Origin of the sequence: Arthrobacter sp. GAS37, assembly GCF_044908325.1 — a bacterium.
Taxonomy (GTDB): Bacteria; Actinomycetota; Actinomycetes; order Actinomycetales; family Micrococcaceae; genus Arthrobacter; species Arthrobacter ramosus.
In genome coordinates this window covers 45,794-65,105 of the sequence record NZ_JBIYDB010000011.1, presented here as the reverse complement: position 1 = coordinate 65,105, position 19,312 = coordinate 45,794, and the positions used below count along the sequence as shown (strand labels likewise).

Below are 19,312 nucleotides of genomic sequence, written 5' to 3'. Positions count from 1 at the left end.
TCCAGCTGGTCGTGTTCGAGATGGGATGTGTGGGGGTGGAGTTACGATGAAAGCGCCCGGAGGTGCTCAACCGCGAGGTGACCGGCCACGCCGATGGAGGCGTCGACGGGGGGCAACCGGTCTGCCAGCGAGTCGGCTCTGGTGAAGACGGCGACCGCATACTGCCGTCCGTCTGGGTAGGTGACGACGCCCGCCTCATTGCGCACCGCGGGCACGGTTCCCGTCTTCGCGGCAATCAGTACATCACTCGGGAATCCCGACGACAGCCGGTGCGGCCAGATCTGCTGCGCCATGATGTCTCTGGCGATCTTGCAGGCCGCCGGAGACGCTGCGGTGTCAGTCCAGATTGCATTCAGGAGTGTCGTGATGTCCCGCGGAGTCGACGCGGAAGTTCGCAGCGGATCAAGGATCGAGAGGCCCCAGATCTGCTCGGCCGTCGCCGCTCCCAGCAGCTCCTCGAGGTCGCTCTCCGACCCGCCGCCGAGGTCTTCGACGACCGAAGCGAACAAGTCTTCGCAGCAGCCGATCAGACGCGTTTGGCTGAGCCCGAGGTCGCTTACGACCTGGTCAACTGCCTCCCGACCGAGTTGGTGGTAGAGGACGTCGGTTGCGGCGTTATCGCTCATCACCATCATGTTGTGGGCAAGGTCACGCCAGCTGGCCTCGACATCGTCGGCGAATCCCGCAGTGCCAACTCCGCCGGTGCGGTAGCGCGCTGTGACAGTTGTTCGCCCGCTTGGATCCAGCCGGCCGGCATCAACCGCGCGAACAAAGGCGACCAGGACGACGATCTTGAAGACGGACGCGAGAATTACGCGCTCGTCGGAGCGGACGGAGACCTCGTGGTCGCCATCCGTTCCGATTTCACGCGCGTGTAGGAAGCCTGTGGCTCCAACCCGTGTGAAGACATCCGAGATGGCAGCGTTCATGCCGACACCCGCCGGTCGGCGCGACCGGTGTGCAGGTACAGCGCGTTGCCGTTGCCGTCGTTGCCCACGAAGGCGTGCGGTGTGTGTATTCCGTTACGGGCTTTACGCGGGATGAGGGTGTCGCCCTTCCAATGCACCAGCTCGACCGGGGGCCGCTCCGGGCCAAGCTCGGCGAAAATTCCCTTCATCTTCTGTTCGATCCAGATCCGCCCCTCTGTGTCCTGGGTGACGTGGGAGTCCGCGACCTGTGAGCCGTAGGTGCCGACGTAGCGCGAGGCATCGATGGCGTGGACGTCATTGGCGGGGGTGGGAAGCTCCGGCACGACGATGCCGGTGAGACGGTTGATGACGGTGGAGATGAGCTCCTTGTAAAGGCCAATAACGTCGCCGCCGTTTGTCAGCACCGCAATCGCGGCCTTGTGCCCAGGGATCACGCGGAGGAAAGCGCTCTGGCCGATTGTTCCTCCGTCGTGGCCGATGACGGGGCCGCCCTCCCAATTGAAGAGCTCCCAGCCAAGACCCCAGCCGTCGCCCATGAGACCGAGCTCCGGAAGCTTGACCTGCTGTTCCTGCATTGCTGCAACGCTTTCGGCGCTCAGGATCTGTTTGCCATCCGGGCCAACTCCGCCGTCGATGTGCATCTTTGCGAAGGCGATGAGGTTGCTCGCGCTCATAGCGAAGACGGATCCGGCCGGAGCGTTCGAACGCACAAGTGACCAGACCTGTGCCGGCTCCGGGGCGGCGTCCTCGGCCGGGCTGATGTGACCAAGCGCTGCACGGAACATGATTGCCTCGCCCGCCCCCGTGGCCGCGTGCTTGAGCTGCAGCGGGTCGATGAGGTGTTCGCGCAGGCAGGCCTCATAGTGCTTGCCACGAACAACCTCGACGATGCGGCCCAGCACCGAGAAGGCTGCGTTGTTGTAAGAGAACATTTCGCCGGGTTCGAAGAGCTGTGGCACATCGGCGAGGATCGGCAGGAACTTCTCGACGGCGTCTTCGCCCTCGGTCGTGGCCGTGAAGATGTCGCCCTCGAAACCGGAGAGGTGGCTGAGGAGCTGACGAACGGTGATCTTTGCCGCGGCGGCCTCGTCGGCGATGACGAAGTCCTTGACGTAGCGGCGGACGGGTGCGTCGAGGTCGACGAGTCCCTCATCGACAAGCTGCATGACGAGCGAGGCTGTCCAGACCTTGGTGATGGAACCGATCTGGAAGACCGAGTCTGTGGTGGCCTCAACACCGCTCGCTTTATTCAAGATGCCCGCCGCGGTCCGGACCACGTCGCCATCACTGAGAATCGCCACGGATGCGGCGGGTACCTGGTATTTGGCGATGAGGTCGGGCAGCTTTTCCTCGACCCAAGCACCGATCTGTGACAATGATTCCACCATGAAAGTTCCTCCTCGTTGAGAATGCGATTTCGCTGAGCCTATTCGCTGCGGCCGCACTAAGAACTGGTAGCAAACGACGAGACTTGTGTGCAGTTTGGTTCGATCGGACTAGGCGGCGCGCTCGCCGTTAGATACCTCGGGTCGCGCGCATCCCGAGCAAAGAAGTCTCGATCATCGGGGGTCTCCCTTGAGTGCGCGACCGGGGAACGCGTCCGTCAGCATGAGACCGCCCCGCACGACGGCTGTACCGCCGACGAAGAGATGGCGCACACCGACGGAAGGACGGGTGGAATCGAGGTAACTTGCGGTGTCGGAGAACCGCTCCGGCTCGATCACGACGATGTCGGCGTCCGCACCGATACCGATGTGGCCCTTGGCCCGTGCGCCGGATGCTGCATCATCGAGAACGCGCGCCGGCAAGTAGGAACAGCGCCGGAACGCCTCGAGCCAGCTCCAGGCGCCGGTTTCACGCACCATCATGCGAATCGAACGGGCAAACGTTCCTGCCGTGCGAGGGTGGGTGGCGCCGCCGGCCGGTAGCGGCCATTGAAGCGATTCGCGAACCTCGCCGGCCCACTTGACGGGCATGGCATCGCTCGCGACGATGGCATCGGGAAAGGCGAGGGCGCTCTGAAGCAGGGCACGGTCGCTCGGATCCTCTTCGTTGAGGAACGCGACTATGCACTCGGCGGCCGGGTCGGTGCGGCGAATCTCGCTCAAGCGTGCGGCATCCGCGACCCGTTCACCGGTGGTGACCATCGTGATGTCGCTCGGCTTGATGCCCCAGGCGCCGAGGCGTTCCGGAGCGAGGAAGAATGCGCCGACCCCGGTGCTGCCCGCGCCATAGGGGTAGGTCTCCACGGTGACGCGGTTTCCCTCGGCCTGAGAGCGTTCGAGCATGCCGAGCACACGGTCAATGTGGCGGCGGGAGGTGCTGTTGACGTGACAGTGGTGCATGGCCGCGCCGGTCTCGGCGGCGGCAATCATGATTTCCGCAGAGCCGTCGATCGGTGTCGTCGGGTCGGCCTCGATCAGTTCACGCACGTGGGTGAATGTGGGAGCGTTCGCTGCGGCGGCGAGACGCGCGACCGCAAGGAACTCCGCCGGATCGGTGCGCGGCGCATAGCCGAGCAGGATGCCGATTCCGAGAGCGCCGTCCGCGATCTCTGTCTCGAGCTGCGCGAGCCAGGTGTTCAACTCGCGCGGGCTCGAACTGCGCTGCCACTCTGGTTTGGCGAGTAAGCCCAGGGCGTTGTGCACATCGGCGACCGGTGCCTCGCCTAGGTGAGCAAAGGCGCGTGCCTGCGCCCAGGAGGCTGAAAAGCCGTAGTTGAGGGGGCGGCCCTCGCGGGCGGCATTGGCCATCGCCGCAGTGACGGGGGCCAGCCCGGCTTCGAGGTCAAGTGCCGTCGTGACTCCGTCCATCGCCTGCAGGCGCTGCCCGGCGATGGAGTGAACGTGGCTGTGGAGGTCGACGAAGCCCGGGCCGACTATGCATCCGCTGACGTCGATGACCGCGGCCCTCTCGGTCTCGGCTGGCGAGAGCTGGGCCCCTGCCGCGACTACGCGGCCGTTCTCGATGAGGAGATCGCTGATGTCGTCGTGTCCGGTGCCGGGGTCGATGACCCGCCCGCCCTTCAGAAGTGTTCGCATTGAGCCAGCTTGGCAGATTTCGAATGCGTGCCAATTGGTCATTTTGACGATCTTCACCCGGTGACATCGTCGGGTTGACCCACAACGAGCCGTGCTGCGCCGGTGGCACACGGAGTTGCTACACATACCCTCACGAAGGAGAAGTTATGTCTGAATTGCTCAACCACGACCACTCGCAGGGATTCATCGACGAAGCTCTGTCCAAACGTCTGCTATTCGCGGCAGGCCCGGTCTCTAGGTCTCGGTTTCATTCGGCAGCGGTTCCAGGCTCGCCTGGATGCGGGGCGGAAGGGCATCAAGCCGTGACGCTACTCCCGAGGGGGAGTGATGAAAAGTGGAACCTTGATGCTTCCGGATTTCCAGCAGCTCGTGTACGGATATCCCCGTGGCCGTGGCGAGTGCATGCAGCGAGAGGCTGTTGTGATGAGCCAAGGCAAAAACCACGCCCGACAGGGCTTCGAAACCCTCTGTCTCGTAGATTTCCTTTACCAAGTTGGACATGCCGTTCGCATCATCGATTGATCCCGCTGACGCACCAGTCGCCATGGCCGTCAGGGACCATGCAGCAGAGTCGGGGCTGATGTAGATGCTCATGTCGATACCCTACGGACTCAGGCCCGCTTGGGGAATGGGCGATACGTTTATCTTTATGGCAGCACTCACCGACCTTGACCGTCAGCTCCTCTCCGCCCTCCGGGAAGACGGAAGGGCGTCCGTGGCGAGCCTCGCGCGTAAGCTGGGCGTCGCCAGGGCCACTGTGAATAGCAGGCTCGAGCGTCTTGTCTCCTCCGGAACCATCGTTGGTTTCACTGCGAGGGTCCGCGACGAGGTCGATCCACTTGCGATTAGAGCTATTGCGCTTATTGCCGTGGAGGGAAGATCGGCCGACAAAGTCATTCGCCAGCTCAGGGGACTTCCAGAGATTTGGGCGCTGCACACCACGAATGGCGGTTGGGACCTCGTGGCCGAGCTACGCACGGAAAGCCTCAGCGACTTTGACCAGGTACTCGGAAGGATCCGCGGCATCGACGGGATCGTCAATAGCGAGACGAGCCTGTTGCTCAGTTCCGTCCTGCGGTAGTCGCCCGCATGACGGACGCTTGCCGAATGATCATTGTGTACATACGGATGGGTGATTTTGTATGGATTTTCAATGAAAAGTACATACTTTGGCAATTGTGGATGCATATCGCCGCTCCGTAGCCTCGTAACAACAGTGCTTATGAGGGAAAGGAGCGCACATGACGCGCTTTGTCGATGTCCGCAACATGGTTCGCTGGACGGCCGGGCGGGGCCCGGAGACCATCATCTCGGAGATGATTCAGTACTTGGAAGACGACTTCCTGCGGTGGGAGTCTTTTGACAAGACTCCGCGGGTGGCAAGTCACACCCCATTTGGGGTCATCGAGCTGATGCCCACCAGCGACCAGGAAACATACGGCTTCAAGTATGTAAATGGACACCCTTCGAATCCAGCGCGTGGCTTCCAGACCGTGACAGCTTTCGGTGTCCTGTCCGACGTCCATAACGGCTACCCGACGTTCCTCGCAGAGATGACAGTGCTGACAGCGCTGCGAACGGCGGCCACGTCCGGGATGGTCGCAAAGAAACTCGCGCGCCCCGATGCCCGGATCATGGCGATGATCGGAACCGGAACCCAATCGGAGTTTCAGGCCCTGGCCTTCCGGGCGGCGTTGGGTATAAACAGTGTCAGGATCTGGGACACGGATCCGGTTGCGATGGAGAAGTTCGTCCGGAACATGGCTCCCCTGGGCTTCGACATCACCATCGCAGGCTCGGCGGCCCACGCAGTGGAGGGCGCCGACGTCATCACCACGTGCACGGCGGACAAAGCCAATGCCACTATCCTGACGGCAGACCAGGTTTCGCCGGGTGTCCACATCAACGCGATCGGTGGCGACTGCCCGGGGAAGACCGAACTCGACGCTGCCATCCTGGGCCTCGGCGACGTCTTTGTGGAATTCGATCCCCAGACGCGGATTGAGGGCGAGATCCAGCAAATGTCCGCCGATTTTCCCGTCACCGAATTCTGGCAGGTCCTGGGCGGTCACGCGCCAGGCCGGACCTCCAGGGACCAGATCACGATATTCGATTCCGTGGGCTTCGCGATCGAGGACTTTTCCGCCTTGCGGTATCTCCGCGACGCCGTTGAGGGTTCAGAATTCTTCGAGGAGATCGACCTCGTCGCGAACCCCGATGACCCCAAGGACCTCTTCGGTTTGGTGCGGGCGCTTTCTCCGATCGGATCCTGAGAAGTCTGGTGCGCCGGCCCCAGAACCGGCGCACCAGACGTTTTTATCCGGCCATCCCGCCGACCCCGGCTATCCCGCCGCCAGGCGCAGGATCAGCTCGGCATGCCCGGGAAACCTCAAAACGAGCGACTCGATGTCCCGTGCCGTTGGTTTCGCGGAGTCCGATCTCTCGTATCCCGGTGAGAGGCTGCAGCTGACCAAGACGAACCCCGGACCGGCCAACTCGGCACCGAACCAGGTGGAGTTCGGGGCAACTGCCTGCAACGTTTCGCCAGCCTCCGGATCCGGCCCCAACACGGCCTCGGAATAACCAAAGTCCTGATGTCCAAGCTCCCGGGAGAAGGCATGCAGCCTGATTGGCGTCCCCAGGTGGAAGAACCACAGTTCATCCTGCTTGAGGGCGTGCAGCTGGAGAAACTCCCCGGCCTGAAGCAGGTACCAATTGGAGCTGTAGAGCGGATGGTCGACGCCGAAACGCGGAGGCAGCGCCGAACCGGCGATGTCCTCGTTGCTTACCAGCGCGGGCGCGAACCAGCCGCCGACGATAGCGGGGGACATGTCCAGCCGCTTGATCCAGTCCTCTGCGGCGGCAGTCACGTGACCGGATCCTTCAGTGAGAAGCAGACTGTGATCCCAATGATTTCCTTGCTGCCCAGGGAACGCAACAACCCTTTTTGGGTCACGATGTCCACATTCACCATGCCGCCCTCCTTGCTGGGGACGGCTATGGTTTCGTGGAAGTTGAGCAGCGGCTTTCCGCTCGCCATCACTTCCTTGTCGTGGGCAACGTGTTCCGCGCGCGAATCCTGGTGCCCGATCAGCTCCGACTTGCTCATGCCCACCAAGTCCGCGAAGTTCTGGTTGACCCACAGAAAGACCGAATTCGCGTCCTTCACCACCCAGTACACGCCGTCCTGCCGGTCCAACACCTCGGCGACGCTCATAGGTGGAACCGTGGGAAGGACCGCCGGGTCCAGCGCCGGGACGACGGTCACGGCGCTGCCTCCGCTCCGCCGTCGGCCTCCAGTCTTTCGGCGAGGTCCTGCGCCAGGGCCACCATTGTCATGGTCGGGTTCCAGGAACCGCCGGTGGGCCAGAGGCTGCCGCCGGTGACGAAGACGTTCTGCACGCCGTTGAGGCGATAGTCGATTCCGACGACGGCGTCCTCCTCTTCGCCGATCGGCAGGCTCGAGCTTTCGTGGACCAAGCCCGGTACGCGGCGCTCCGGGATGGCGGGACGCCCGGCGCCCCAGGTTCCGGCGCCGGGATCTCCGTGCCAGTACTCGACGCGGTCCGCGCCGGCTGGGGACAGGACCCGCTCCAGCATTTGGAAGGTTCCCTCGTCCATGGTGTCCCACGTGTCGTCGTCGGTGGCGTTGGCCAATACTTGCAAGGTGACGTTGCACGTGGGATCCGCCCCGCCGGAAAGCCGTAAGTGGTTCTCCGGGTTGCTTTCGTCCAGCTCGCCGAGAACGGCACAGACGAACACCAAGTAGTCCTCCGAGGACCGAAGCTGGGCGAGCGAAGCCGTGGCGACGACGTCGGGGGCGTAGCGTTCGGACTTCTGGGCGTTCTTGTCCGGGCAACGGTCCGAGAGGACCGAAAGCTGCACGTGGTACTGCATGCCGGCCGGGCTCTTGCCCGCCAAATAGATGGCCGCCAGTTCCAACTCGCCGAGTTGTTCGCTGAAATCAAAATCCCCGCGGGGAACCCTGGCCACCACCGAGGTGATGAAGTGGGCGCTGAAGTGTCCACCGGCGCCCTGGACCTGCGGGAAGGAATTCAGGACCAGGGTTGCCGGCGGAAGAGTGCCCATGGCCAGGACCAGGTTGGCGTTGCCGACGTTCACCACTCCGCGGTTGGTGTTCAACGCCGTGGCCCGCCCGTCCTGTTGGAGCACGCTCAGCACGGTGCAGTCCGTGACCATGCGAAGAGCGGCGCCCTTGCCCTGGGCCTCAAGTGCCGCTTGCTTGTCCGTCAGTTCCAGCAGGACTGCCGGCGTCGAGAACTTCGCGAAGTCCACGCCCGACGTCGCGCCGGTTGCCGCGGCGAGCGGGGCCGGCATGCTGCGGGTGGCGGAATCGATCTCGTGCAGGCCCGCCTCAAGCCGTTCCTGGAGAGCCTTCTGCATGATTCCGTAGACGGGGCGGGTGTCGTTGATGAGATCGACGACGTCGGCCGACCGCCCGGCGTCGATCCGGTCCGCCGAAACTACGTTGAGCAGGTCTTCCGCCGACGTGAAGTGCGACTTGGCGGCGTCCATCACTGCCCGTGGCCAGCCTCGCATCTCATCTTCCTCGGGGCGGGGGCACCACGCGCTCCACATGATGCTGCGTCCGCCGTAGAAAGGGACCATGCCGTGCTGCCAGGAAATCCTGCCCGGCGGCTGGGTGGCCGTGGCAGCCGCCAAGGTCCAGGGGAAGGTCTCAGAGAGGCCTCCAAGGGTCTCCTTGTAGGGCAGCGGCAGGTTCTGGAAGTGCTGCGGCAAGAAAAACGGACCCCGTTCAATGATCAGGATCCGTGCGTGCGGGTTGACTGTCAGTGTCCGTTCAGCAAAGGCGTAGGCGCAGAACCCGCTGCCGATGACGATGTGGTCGAATTGTTCTTCTTCGCGGACTTTTTTCCATTCCCCCTCGGAGAGAAAGAAAACATGATCCATGACCTTCTGGGGCGAGGGATCCTGGGGTCCGGGCGTAGGAAAACCGTGATTGAAATTTTGGGACGAAGAAACTGCACTCACAATGATGCCCTCCATCAACTTTGCTGATTCCACGGCACCGTGAAATCAGGTGCCCGCTGGGCCGAGAGGCAGATCACCCTTCCCCAGCAGAGTTCACGGGACTAGTTAACTACCGCTGCCATGGCGGCACAATAGGCTTTGGCAAGCTAAATTTCCTCGCCGATTTTTCGCAGGATGGATGAGACTGAACTACCGTCTGTGCGGATGAATTGGAAGGAGCCCGGGCCCCACCGAATATGCCTCGACGCGACTATAATTTTGTTCACACCCCGCAGCGGGAGATGGGCGATGATACGCGGATTAGGCAGGCGTAAAATGGGCAGACGTCGAATTGGTCTGTTCGGGATCATATATCTGGCTGTCGGGGTACTGGTCGCCAGCACCCACGGCTATCTCGTGGCATGGAACATTCCCGCCAACCTCCTGAAGGGTCTGGTGGCGATTGTTCTCTGGCCGCTAGTGGCGCTCTTCGGGGTTGATTTCCATACCTTGATCGCCTAGTCCTGCTTCCGGCGTCCGTGGACCGGGCTAGCCCCGCAGGACCAGACGTTCTATTGCTCCCGAGCGATGGCCTTGGGATACTCCACGCATGTCTTCTCTTCCCGTGACGTTCGCCGAGGATGTCCTCAACCAGCCAATCCGGACCCAATTCGAGGCATTCATTGACGAGCACCGCCGTGCGCTCAATGACTGCTTGGACGGGTTGACGGAGGAACAAGCCCGGCGGTCAATGGTGCCGTCCCGGACCACCTTGCTGGGCCTCGTGAAACACGCGACCTTCGTCGAGAAGGTCTGGTTCGACGAAGCCATCTCTTGCCGTTCACGCGCCGAGATCGGCCTCCCTGCGACGCCGGACGAATCTTTTATCCTCGATGACGGCGACACTGTCGCCACGATCCAGCAAGCACACCGCGAGGCATGCGAAGCATCGCGCCAGGCGACATCGTCCTTGGGGCTCGACGACATGCTCAACGGCAACCGACGCGGTCCGCTCCCGCTGCGCTGGGTCTATCTCCACATGCTTCGGGAGCTTGCGCAACACTGCGGGCACGCAGACATCCTGCGCGAGCAGATCCTCAGTCAATAGCAGCAGCGAAAACCCTACTCGATTCCCGCGAACAGCTCGTTGAGTTCGGCCGTCAGCTGTTTGCGCATTGCCGGGGTGCCGATCTCCCTGCCGTCCACATGGTTGACGGGAGCGATGAGCCGGATGCTTGAGATCAGCCACACCGCGTCGGCGTCGAACAGGTCTTCCGGGACCAGCGGGCCGTAGCCAAGCTCCCAGCCCGCGGCTTTCGCCTTGGTGAAAAGCGCGTCCTGGGACGTGCCCGGGAGGATCCCGCTGTCCAGTTGCGGAGTGATGAGGCGCTTGACCGTGCGCACCGAGCCGGCGCCGTCGTCGACCGTTTCAACGTGGGCCAGCAACACCGTGGACGTCGGGCCCTCGAGGACCCGGCCGTCTGTTGAGGTGAAGATGGCGTCGTCCGCGCCTTGCTTGTGCGCGTAGCGCAGCGCGGCCATGTTCACGGCATAGGAGAGAGTCTTGGCGCCGAGCAGCAGCCAGGGGGCGCGGTCGCCCGCCTCGGTGTCGAAGCCACGGTCAAGGAGTACGACGTCGATGCCCGTCTCGCGCTGCCGGCGGCTGCCCGCGGGGGACGGCGAAGCCTGGATCCAGCAAGTGGGAGTCGACGCGCCTTCCACTCCGCGCGTCACCAGCAGCTTGACGACTACTTCGTCCTCGGCTGGGCTTGGCGCGGGGAAGGCGTCGCGGAATTCGGTGATCGCGGTGTCGATCGCGCGGCGCCAAACGTCCTGCCCGGGAATGTTGAGGTCCAATGCGCGGGCTGAGCTCTCAAGCCTGTTCAGGTGCGCTTGCACCTTGCGCGCACGGCCCTCGACGGCGAGCAGCGACTCGAAGACGCCGTCACCCCGGGTGGCACCCAGGTCGGTTGCCATGAGCTGCGGCTGGCTGGAATCGGCGACGCGGCCGTTTTCGAACGCTGGATCCAGGAAAACGAGGACCGTCGAGGCAGGTAAAGTCATGCTTCCAGCTTAGTGCTGGCCCACAGGACCAGCGGTCGGGAGCGGCGCGCCAGATAGGCTGGGCTGACTATTGGTTCTTTGACTGGCTATTAGATCGTGGGGGTGTGGGGGTGCCGTTTCCTTTTCAGTTCGGAACAGAGTGGACATGGCTCCTCGGCGCGTGGGCCATCGTTGAGATCGCCTTGCGCGTCGTGCTGCTGGGCGTCATCCCCGGAAACCGCCGCCCCACCACGGCCATGGCGTGGCTCCTTGCCGTCTTCCTCGTTCCGTCCGTGGGTTTCGTCCTGTTCCTGTTGTTCGGAAATTTCCGCTTGTCCCGCCGTCGTCGGGAGCAGCAGGAGCAAGTCAACGATCGGGTGCGTGCAGGCACTTCGGCGCTCGCCGACATCGTGAGCAATTACTCGGGACCCGAATGGGTGACGTCGGCCGGTGAACTGAACCGGCGCCTCGGCTCGCTGCCGATGGTGGACGGCAACTCCGTGGAGCTGATCCCCGGCTACGAAGAGTCCATCAAGGCCATGGCGGAAGCGGTGCGGGGGGCCAAGAAGTTCGTCAATGCGGAGTTCTACATCATGAGCAGTGACTCCGTCACCGACGAACTCCTCACCGAGTTGGAAAACGCAGCAGCGCGCGGTGTCAGCGTCCGGCTTCTGTTCGACCACATCGGTACGCTGCGGATCCCTGGCTACCGAAGGCTGGTCCGCAGGCTCAAGGGCGGCCAGATCCAGTGGCGCCGCATGTTGCCGTTGTTGCCCATCCACGGCCAGTGGCGTCGCCCGGACTTGCGGAACCACCGGAAAATCCTGGTGATCGACGGCGAAATCGCCTTCACGGGCTCCCAGAACCTGATCGAGCCCTCCTACAACAACCCCAAGCACCGACGCGCCGGACGTAAATGGGTGGAACTCATGGCGCGGATGGAGGGGCCGATCGTTGCTACCCTCAACGTCGTCTTCGCTACCGACTGGCTCAGCGAAACCGATGAATCCCTCGAAAACCAGTTGCAGGTAGCGGTCCGAGCAACGCCCGGCCGAATAACGGCCCAGGTGGTTCCCAGCGGCCCGGGGTTTGTCACGGAAAACAACCTGCGCCTTTTCAATACGCTGATCTACTCGGCCCAACACCGCATCTCGATCTGCAGCCCGTACTTCGTGCCCGACGATTCGCTGCTGTACGCCATTACGACGGCGGCCCAGCGTGGCGTCGACGTGGAACTGTTTGTCTCCGAGAAGGGCGACCAGTTCCTCGTCCACCACGCCCAGCGCTCCTACTATGAGGCGCTGCTGGAAGCCGGAGTACGGATCTACCTGTACCGCGCGCCGTACGTGCTGCACGCCAAGCATTTCACCATCGACGAGGAAGTGGCCGTCCTCGGCTCCAGCAATATGGACATGCGCTCCTTCTCGCTCAACATGGAGGTGTCCGTGATGCTCCTGGGCGCCGAGGCTGTGGACAGCATGCGCTCCGTGGAATCGAGCTACCGGGAGATGTGCCGCGAGCTGACCCTGGAAGGCTGGTTGCACCGGCCTATGCTTGCCAAATACGTGGACAACGTGGCGCGACTGACCGCCACGCTGCAGTAGGGCTCAGTCCTCGGCGCAGGCCTCGTCCGCGGGTTCGCCGTGGATCCTCGACAACAGCCCATGGAGTTGTTGGAGTTCATCGGCGGAGAACCCGGCAAAGGCCTCCTGCTCGACGTCGGCTACCGCAACTTCAATCGACGCCACCGCTCGCTTGCCTTCCGCGGTGATTTCGACGATATGACGACGGCGGTCCGCGGGATCTCGGCGTCGTTCCGCCAGCCCTTCGCGTTCAAGGTCGTTCAGGACCGCTACCAGTCCGCTCGCGTCGATTGAGAGGATATCGATCAGGTCCTGCTGACTGAGCGGCCCGGACTCCTCAAGCCGGCACAGCAGCACGGCATGCCTTGGGCTGAGCCCGGAGGAGTCCAGCGCTTGGCGGAGGCGCGCATTCATGATGCGCCCGTGGCGCGCCAGGAGAAACCCCAGTTGCTTTCCTGCTGCCGAAGAACTCATCAGGAAAATCTTATCACTGAGGAAATTATTGATTACTTGCAATCGTTGTGCTTCATAAACGATCTGGGCGGCACGAGCCGAGCAGCGTGAGCTTTCTACCTAAGGAGTTGCCATGAACAACAATGCTCCGCACCCCACTGTGGTGGTTGTCGGCGGAGGCTACGGTGGGATCTCTGTAGCCAAGGCCCTGGACGAACACGCGACGGTTACCTTGGTGGAGCCCAAGGACGCTTTCGTACACAACATTGCGGCCCTCCGATCCGTGGTCCAACCCGATTTCCTGCCGCGGATGTTCCTTCCCTATGACCGCCTGTTGGTGCACGGCACGGTACTCCGGGACCGCGCGGTCCGGGTAGACGGGCACACCGTCGAGTTGGCTTCGGGTGGCAGCCTGGCGCCGGACTACATTGTCCTCGCGAGCGGTTCCAGCTACCCCTTCCCGGCCAAGAGTGATCGATTGGTCACCACCGACGCCATCGCCCGCTACCAAGCCGCACATGATGACCTCAAGCGCGCCGCCAGGGTGATGCTGCTGGGCGCCGGGGCGGTAGGCCTTGAACTTGCGGGCGAGATCGCGGCGGCATGGCCGGAGAAGGACATCGTGATGGTGGATCTGGCGCCGGACATCCTTCCCGGGCCGTACGATCCACGGCTGCGGATTGAGGTCAACCGGCAGCTGGATGAACTCGGCGTACGGCGAATCTTGGGGAGTTCGTTGGTGCAGTTGCCTCCGGTTCCTGCGGGTGAATTCGCTACCTTCACGGTCAGCACCACGGACGGTACTGACATCCAGGCGGATATCTGGTTCCGCTGCTATGGAATAGCCCCGCAGACGGACTATGTGGCGGGGGACGTCCTTGCCGCACGGACTTCGGAGGGCTACCTGGACGTCACCCCCGAACTCCGCGTCGCAGGCTTCGAGAACGTCTACGCCTTGGGCGACATTTCGGCGATCGACGTGAACAAAGCCGGCGTCGCGGCACGCGAGGCAGCGGTTGTTGCCAAGAACATCCAAGCCCAGATTGAGGGCTCCCCGGAACTGGCCGCTTACACGCCGTCGAAGCCCGTCATCATCCTTCCGTTGGGGCCGTCCGGCGGTTCGGGACAACTGCCCGACGGCGAGATCGCCAGTCCTGAGCTGATCTCCCAGATCAAGGGCCAACACATGATGATCGACCGCTATGTCGAAATGTTGAATCTCAGCGCATGAGCCGACTGCCTACGCCGACTAGTACTCACCTTTGATCACGAAGAAGGAGCCGCGGATAACGCCTGCCAGCTTCGATTTCTGGCGAGCGAATTTGAAGCGTGACGCCAGTTCTTCCGGAATCTCCATGCCGTCGGCGAGCTTGAATCCGACCGCTCGCTTCCCGCCGGCCTCGATGCTGTACATGACGTTGATCGACAGCCCCGACTCGTAGAAGACGTAGGCCATCCGCAAACCGTCGACTTCGAAGGCAGTCGCTTCCAGCGGGCGGGAGCTGATGACGATGTCACGCTCGTCCTTCAGGATGCGGCTCACCCGCTCGACCACCTCGGGAAGCTCGCTGGCGGGGTTCACAGCAAAGGCGTGGTCGTACTTGTTCCGGTAATAGCGGCCCTCGTTGGCGCGCAACCCGGCAAGCGCCCCGGCAACGGGAGACGATTCCAGCCCGGCAGTAGAAACATTCTCGAAGTCAACGATGTGCGGCATGCACCCTCCTGGTAAGACGTGGTTGGACCAATGCTAACGTGACGACGTTCCAGCACTCCCAAGGGGGCTTTCCTTCCCGCCGCAATGGGGCGATTCTGGAATTCCAAGCATGTTTGGAAGCGTTCTTCGGAGGCATCATGGCGCGGAAAAACGAGTCCCCGGCTGTGCAGGCACCGCCCGAGCCGGGAGACGAATACCCTGAGAAAGTCCGAATCCTTGCGGAGGGCCGAGTGGTCAGCGACAGGCTGTGGAATGCGGACCTCGCACCGGCCCGGCAACGCAACTGGAGGGTCCGCAGCCTCTTCGCCCTGTGGATGTGCGACGTCCACAGCATCGCCGGTTACACCTTCGCAGCCGGTCTTTTCATCACCGGCCTGGTGGGCTGGCAAGTCTTCCTGGCACTGGTCCTCGGCATTACCCTGGTCTATTTCCTCATGAACTTTGCCGGGACGGCGGGGCAGAAAACCGGGGTGCCGTATCCGGTCCTGGCGCGGATGTCCTTCGGCCTCTTCGGTGCCAACCTGGCTGCCCTGATCCGGGCACTCATCGCCATCGCCTGGTACGGCATCCAGACCTGGCTCGCCTCGGAAGCCGTGCTGGTGTTGCTGTTTTCCGTGTGGCCCCAATTGACCTCGCTCGACGGTCCGGACGTACCACGCATCCTTGGCCTCACGCCGCTCGGCTGGGCGGCTTTCCTGGTCCTCTGGGCGGTCCAGCTGCTGGTCGTCCGCCGGGGCATGGAGACGGTGCGGAAGTTCCAGGACTGGGCCGGTCCCGCCATCTGGGTGGCCATGTTCGCGCTCGCGATCTACATCCTGACGCAAGCGGGCAACAAGTTCAGCCTCTCGATCCCCGGCGTCGCGCCTTTGGACGGCCCGGCAGCCTTGACACAGTTCTTCTCGGCCATCGCCCTGACCGTCACCTACTTCGCGGCGCTTCTCCTGAACTTCTGCGATTTCTCCCGGTTCGCACCGGACCGCAAGACCATCCTGCGCGGCAACTTCTGGGGCCTGCCCGTGAACTTCATCGCGTTCGCCCTGGTCACAGTGGTGGTCACAGCCGGCGCGGCGTCCTACTTCACCGCAGACCAGTACGCCGGCAAGGACATGTTCAAGGTGATCACCGATCCCGTGGCGATCGTCCAGGCGATCAGGAATCCGTGGATCACCATCATCGCCGCCATCACGTTTGTGGTGGCCACGATCGGCATCAACGTCGTAGCGAACTTCGTTTCGGCCTCCTACGACCTCGCCAACGTGGCCCCGCACCGCATCGACTTCCGCCGCGGCGGCCTTATCAGCGCAGTGCTCGCAATCGTGATCCTGCCTTGGAACCTCTTCAGCAGTCCTGTGGTGATCGTGTACTTCCTCGGCGGCCTGGGCGCGCTGCTTGGTCCGTTGTTCGGGGTCATCTTCACGGACTTCTTCCGCATCCGGCACCAGCGTTGCAAGGTCTCGGATCTCTACCACGAGGACGAGAAAGGCCTCTACTTCTACACCAAAGGCTGGAACTTCAAGGCCATTGCCGCGCTGGTTCCGGCCGCCGTCGTCGCAGGCGTTTTGGCACTGGTCCCGGCATTGCAGAACTTCCTCCCGGGAGGCTCGGGCCTGGGCCCGTATTCATGGTTCGTGGGGGCAATCCTGGCCAGCCTGATCTACTACACGATCACCCGCAACGACCCCCGGACAGTCCGCGCACGGACGGAGGAGCACGACTGACTCTCAGGTAGTGGGAAACTCCGCGCCCAGGGCGGAGAGCACGCCGAACGCCTTGGTCCGGATTTCGTCGTATTCGTCCTGGGGCGTGGAGTCCGCCGTGATGGCCCCTCCGACGCCGAGACTGAGCGTGCGTCCGCCGTCGCCGTCGGGACCCATCACCAGGGTCCGGATCACGACGGCGAGGTCCGTCGCCGCGTTGAGCGAAAAGTACCCGATCGCGCCGGAGTAGACCCCGCGCGGTCCGGATTCGAGCCCGTCAAGGATGTCCATGGTTCTGATCTTCGGGGCGCCCGTCATGGACCCGGCAGGGAACGCGGCCGCTACGGCCTCGGCCCGGGGTGCTCCGGGGCGCAGCCGGGCGTCGATGGTGCTCACCATCTGGTGCACGGTGGCATAGCTTTCCACCTCGCACAGCCGGCTGACGGTCACCGATCCGGGCACGGCGAAGTGGCTGAGGTCGTTGCGGAGCAAGTCCACGATCATGATGTTCTCGGCACGGTCCTTGAGCGAGGATTCAAGGCCGCGCCGCAGGGCCTCGTCAATGGCGGGATCGTTGGCCCGGCCCCTGGTGCCCTTGATCGGCTCGGCCCGCATGCCGCCGTCGGAGGTTATCCGCAGGAAGCGCTCCGGCGAGGTACTCGCGACCGTCAGATCGCCGAACCGCAAGTAGCTCGCGAACGGTGCCGGGTTGCGCTTGCGCAGCGCGAGGTAGCTCTCCCACGGGTCCAGCCCAGGATCCGAGGCGGTCACGGTGGTGGTCAGGCAGACCTCGTACGTGTTGCCCTCGGCGATCTGGTGCTGGGCGTCGGTAATTTTGCTTTTGTACTCGTCCTCGGTGTCGCGGCTGGAGAACTCGAGCGCCACCGTGCCGCTCCCGACGGCGGGATCCCCGGCCGAGTGCCTCGGCGCGCCGGCCGCTTGGTGTGCCTGGGTTTTCGAGGTCTCGGCCGCGGACAGCACGGCCTCGCGCGCAAGCCCAAGCCAATCGCCGGCGTCGGGAGCATCGATGGCGAGCAGCCACACCCCAGCATCCCGGTGGTCGATCACGACGGCCCGGCCGGCGAAGAGCAACGCTGCATCCGGAGTGCCGGCGTGGACATCGCTGCCACCGGTCTCCCGCTTCAATTCATATCCGAGGTAACCCAACCAGCCGAGCGTGAATTCGCAGTCATAGCCTTCCGGTGCCCTCAAGGCCCTGCGGCCCCACACGGTGTCCAGCCAGCGGAAGAAGGGGCCGGTGGTCTCCACGGTGGCGCATCCGGCGCTCAGCCGGGTGGCTCCGGAACTGTGCATTACAGCCTGACCGAAGGAGCCGCCGTCGTCCGCGAGGATACTGAAGCGGCTGCGCTCGGCCGCGGCATTGAAGGATCCGGCGTCGCTGGCTGTGTCCCTGTTGGAGGACGTGTTGGAGGAATCGAGCCAGACGGCGTTCGCGGACTTGGCGTACAGCGCGTGGAACAGGGCCGCGGCGTCCGGCGTGGCGTCGATCCGTTCGGCCTTGAGCTGCAAGCCGCGGCGTGCCGACAGTTCGGGAGCCAGCACAGGGGAGAGCGAAGGGAGATAGTTCAGCGCTTGCAGGACGTCATCCCGGGCATTGCCGTCCGCCCGGTTCAGCACCCGGACGTCAGTGTGGTCGAGGACGTCGTCGGTCTCCAGCCACTCGTCCTCCTGCGCCGCCCAGCTGTCCCAGAACGGTTCGTAGCTGCTGCCATCGCGGGCCATCGCACGGCGCCGGCGATCGTCGTCGGGGGCGTCCACCCAGACCACGGCGTCCAGCATGGGCCGGGCGGCACTCGCGGCTGCCCCGACGCCCTCGACGATGACGATTTCGGCAGGCAGCGTCACGTGGCTGCGGCCGTCGTAGTGTTTCTCCCAGTCCCAACTGACCCACTCGGCGGCGTCGCCGTGCCGCAGCGGGGCCAGGACCGTGGTGACGTACCGCTCGATGCCCGCGGCGAGGCCGTTCCAGCCCGGATAGATGTCCTCGAGATGGAACAGGGACACCTTGTGATGCATGCGGAGGCGGGCGGCAAGTTCGACGGCGAGAGTAGTCTTTCCCGCGCCGGAGCGGCCATCGATGGCGATGATCACGGGTGCTGGGGTCATGAAATAGAGCGTACCTGCTGCGGGTCGAGGTGCTGTGCGTGCTGCCTAGCCGCAAGGACGTCACGCGTGTGCGCGACGATCCCGGGAACGGCCGCGCGGATGAGGTCCCAGGTGACGTCGAAATCGTGATGGCCGCCGTACCAGGGGTCCTCGATGCCCAGGTCCAAGGTGCTCCGGCCCGCTACGGACGGGTCGAAACTGCGCAGCATCCGGATCTTGGCAAGTGTTTCCGAGTCCGGGGCGGCCTCGTGGAGCCAGCCGTAGTGATCCACGTCGAGGGCCAAAATCAGGTCCCGCTCCCGGAACCACTCCTGGCGCCAGCTCCTGGCGATGTGACCCTCGGAGCGGATGCGGTGTGCCGAAAGGACCCGGGCCGCGCGTGGATCGATGGGGTGTCCGGCCTCGTAGGACGTGGTTCCCGCAGAGTCGACAACAGCCGCACCACCGAGCCCTCCGGCGTCGAACGCTTCAGTCAACATCAGTTGCGCCATGGGTGAGCGGCAGATGTTTCCCGTGCAGACGGTGACGATGCGGTATGGGCTCGACGCTGAGTACATGGAGCAAGCATGGGGGATGCCACCCGGTCTTGGCTAGTCAAAAACAAAGGGAGTTTACGGAATTTGTAAAGTCGCTGGTGGAGGCGTCAAAGCGCCTCAACTTCCTACCGCTTTTGACCGGGATCGCGGCCGTCGAGTGGCGGGACTCCGGGGGTCGGAAGCGGAAAGCTGGTAGG

The 19,312-nt window shown here is 63.6% G+C and carries 19 protein-coding genes; 7 read left to right on the top strand and 12 right to left on the bottom strand.

Annotation, left to right across the window (positions count from 1 at the left end):
• Positions 1–41: 41 nt before the first annotated feature.
• The 4 genes from ABH924_RS11440 to ABH924_RS11425 form a co-directional block, all read right to left on the bottom strand.
• On the bottom strand, positions 42–929 hold the full coding sequence (locus ABH924_RS11440) for a serine hydrolase (RefSeq protein WP_404498891.1): 888 nt from the start codon (positions 927–929) through the stop codon (positions 42–44).
• On the bottom strand, positions 926–2,317 hold the full coding sequence (locus tag ABH924_RS11435; RefSeq protein ID WP_404498889.1) for a serine hydrolase domain-containing protein: 1,392 nt from the start codon (positions 2,315–2,317) through the stop codon (positions 926–928). Before ABH924_RS11435 ends, ABH924_RS11440 begins: the two co-directional genes overlap by 4 nt.
• Positions 2,318–2,488: 171 nt before the next feature.
• Entirely contained in the window at positions 2,489–4,012 is a 1,524-nt protein-coding gene (locus ABH924_RS11430) for an amidohydrolase family protein (RefSeq protein WP_404498886.1), read from the bottom strand.
• Positions 4,013–4,204: 192 nt separating this feature from the next.
• Complete coding sequence (locus ABH924_RS11425) at positions 4,205–4,564, bottom strand: hypothetical protein (protein WP_404498884.1); 360 nt, start codon at positions 4,562–4,564, stop codon at positions 4,205–4,207.
• Between the two features lie 55 nt (positions 4,565–4,619).
• On the opposite strand from ABH924_RS11425, the gene ABH924_RS11420 reads away from it, so the two are divergent.
• Together ABH924_RS11420 and ABH924_RS11415 are read left to right on the top strand one after the other, a co-directional pair.
• The gene (locus ABH924_RS11420) at positions 4,620–5,051 is read left to right on the top strand and encodes an Lrp/AsnC family transcriptional regulator (protein WP_234750994.1); all 432 of its coding nucleotides are present in this window, start codon (positions 4,620–4,622) and stop codon (positions 5,049–5,051) included.
• Between the two features lie 160 nt (positions 5,052–5,211).
• Positions 5,212–6,243: an ornithine cyclodeaminase gene (locus ABH924_RS11415; protein ID WP_404498882.1), complete on the top strand. Its 1,032-nt coding sequence runs from the start codon at positions 5,212–5,214 to the stop codon at positions 6,241–6,243.
• Between the two features lie 69 nt (positions 6,244–6,312).
• Here the strand turns inward: ABH924_RS11415 and ABH924_RS11410 are convergent, their stop codons facing one another.
• Genes ABH924_RS11410 through ABH924_RS11400 form a run of 3 tightly spaced genes read right to left on the bottom strand, consistent with a single transcriptional unit; the run spans position 6,313 to position 8,902 of the window.
• Positions 6,313–6,840: a cupin domain-containing protein gene (locus ABH924_RS11410; protein WP_404498880.1), complete on the bottom strand. Its 528-nt coding sequence runs from the start codon at positions 6,838–6,840 to the stop codon at positions 6,313–6,315.
• Positions 6,837–7,238 (bottom strand): PAS domain-containing protein, encoded by a 402-nt coding sequence (locus tag ABH924_RS11405; RefSeq protein ID WP_404498878.1) that lies wholly within the window; start codon positions 7,236–7,238, stop codon positions 6,837–6,839. Before ABH924_RS11405 ends, ABH924_RS11410 begins: the two co-directional genes overlap by 4 nt.
• Complete coding sequence (locus tag ABH924_RS11400) at positions 7,235–8,902, bottom strand: GMC oxidoreductase (protein ID WP_404498876.1); 1,668 nt, start codon at positions 8,900–8,902, stop codon at positions 7,235–7,237. Before ABH924_RS11400 ends, ABH924_RS11405 begins: the two co-directional genes overlap by 4 nt.
• Before the next feature lie 396 nt (positions 8,903–9,298).
• On the opposite strand from ABH924_RS11400, the gene ABH924_RS11395 reads away from it, so the two are divergent.
• Complete coding sequence (locus ABH924_RS11395) at positions 9,299–9,484, top strand: hypothetical protein (protein WP_234750999.1); 186 nt, start codon at positions 9,299–9,301, stop codon at positions 9,482–9,484.
• Between the two features lie 88 nt (positions 9,485–9,572).
• Positions 9,573–10,070: a DinB family protein gene (locus ABH924_RS11390; RefSeq protein WP_404498874.1), complete on the top strand. Its 498-nt coding sequence runs from the start codon at positions 9,573–9,575 to the stop codon at positions 10,068–10,070.
• A gap of 14 nt (positions 10,071–10,084) precedes the next feature.
• Here the strand turns inward: ABH924_RS11390 and ABH924_RS11385 are convergent, their stop codons facing one another.
• Positions 10,085–11,026: an aminodeoxychorismate lyase gene (locus tag ABH924_RS11385; RefSeq protein ID WP_234751001.1), complete on the bottom strand. Its 942-nt coding sequence runs from the start codon at positions 11,024–11,026 to the stop codon at positions 10,085–10,087.
• A gap of 110 nt (positions 11,027–11,136) precedes the next feature.
• On the opposite strand from ABH924_RS11385, the gene cls reads away from it, so the two are divergent.
• Positions 11,137–12,609 (top strand): cardiolipin synthase, encoded by a 1,473-nt coding sequence (gene cls / locus ABH924_RS11380; protein WP_404498872.1) that lies wholly within the window; start codon positions 11,137–11,139, stop codon positions 12,607–12,609.
• 3 nt (positions 12,610–12,612) lie between these two features.
• On the opposite strand, the gene ABH924_RS11375 is transcribed toward cls, so the two are convergent.
• Positions 12,613–13,062 carry a MarR family winged helix-turn-helix transcriptional regulator gene (locus ABH924_RS11375; protein ID WP_404498870.1) on the bottom strand — a complete coding sequence of 150 codons (450 nt, stop codon included), beginning with the start codon at positions 13,060–13,062 and terminating at the stop codon, positions 12,613–12,615.
• 112 nt (positions 13,063–13,174) lie between these two features.
• On the opposite strand from ABH924_RS11375, the gene ABH924_RS11370 reads away from it, so the two are divergent.
• On the top strand, positions 13,175–14,272 hold the full coding sequence (locus ABH924_RS11370; RefSeq protein ID WP_404498868.1) for an FAD-dependent oxidoreductase: 1,098 nt from the start codon (positions 13,175–13,177) through the stop codon (positions 14,270–14,272).
• Between the two features lie 18 nt (positions 14,273–14,290).
• Here ABH924_RS11370 and ABH924_RS11365 read toward each other — a convergent pair whose 3' ends face one another.
• A complete protein-coding gene (locus tag ABH924_RS11365) occupies positions 14,291–14,755 on the bottom strand; it encodes a phage tail protein (protein WP_404498866.1) in 465 nt (154 codons plus the stop codon).
• 137 nt (positions 14,756–14,892) lie between these two features.
• On the opposite strand from ABH924_RS11365, the gene ABH924_RS11360 reads away from it, so the two are divergent.
• Positions 14,893–16,473, top strand: a complete 1,581-nt coding sequence (locus ABH924_RS11360) for an NCS1 family nucleobase:cation symporter-1 (protein ID WP_404498864.1) — start codon at positions 14,893–14,895, stop codon at positions 16,471–16,473.
• 3 nt (positions 16,474–16,476) lie between these two features.
• Here the strand turns inward: ABH924_RS11360 and pabB are convergent, their stop codons facing one another.
• Together pabB and ABH924_RS11350 are read right to left on the bottom strand one after the other, a co-directional pair.
• Positions 16,477–18,579: an aminodeoxychorismate synthase component I gene (gene pabB, locus ABH924_RS11355; protein ID WP_404498862.1), complete on the bottom strand. Its 2,103-nt coding sequence runs from the start codon at positions 18,577–18,579 to the stop codon at positions 16,477–16,479.
• Complete coding sequence (locus ABH924_RS11350; RefSeq protein WP_404498860.1) at positions 18,576–19,136, bottom strand: low molecular weight protein-tyrosine-phosphatase; 561 nt, start codon at positions 19,134–19,136, stop codon at positions 18,576–18,578. Before ABH924_RS11350 ends, pabB begins: the two co-directional genes overlap by 4 nt.
• Between the last annotated feature and the right edge of the window lie 176 nt (positions 19,137–19,312).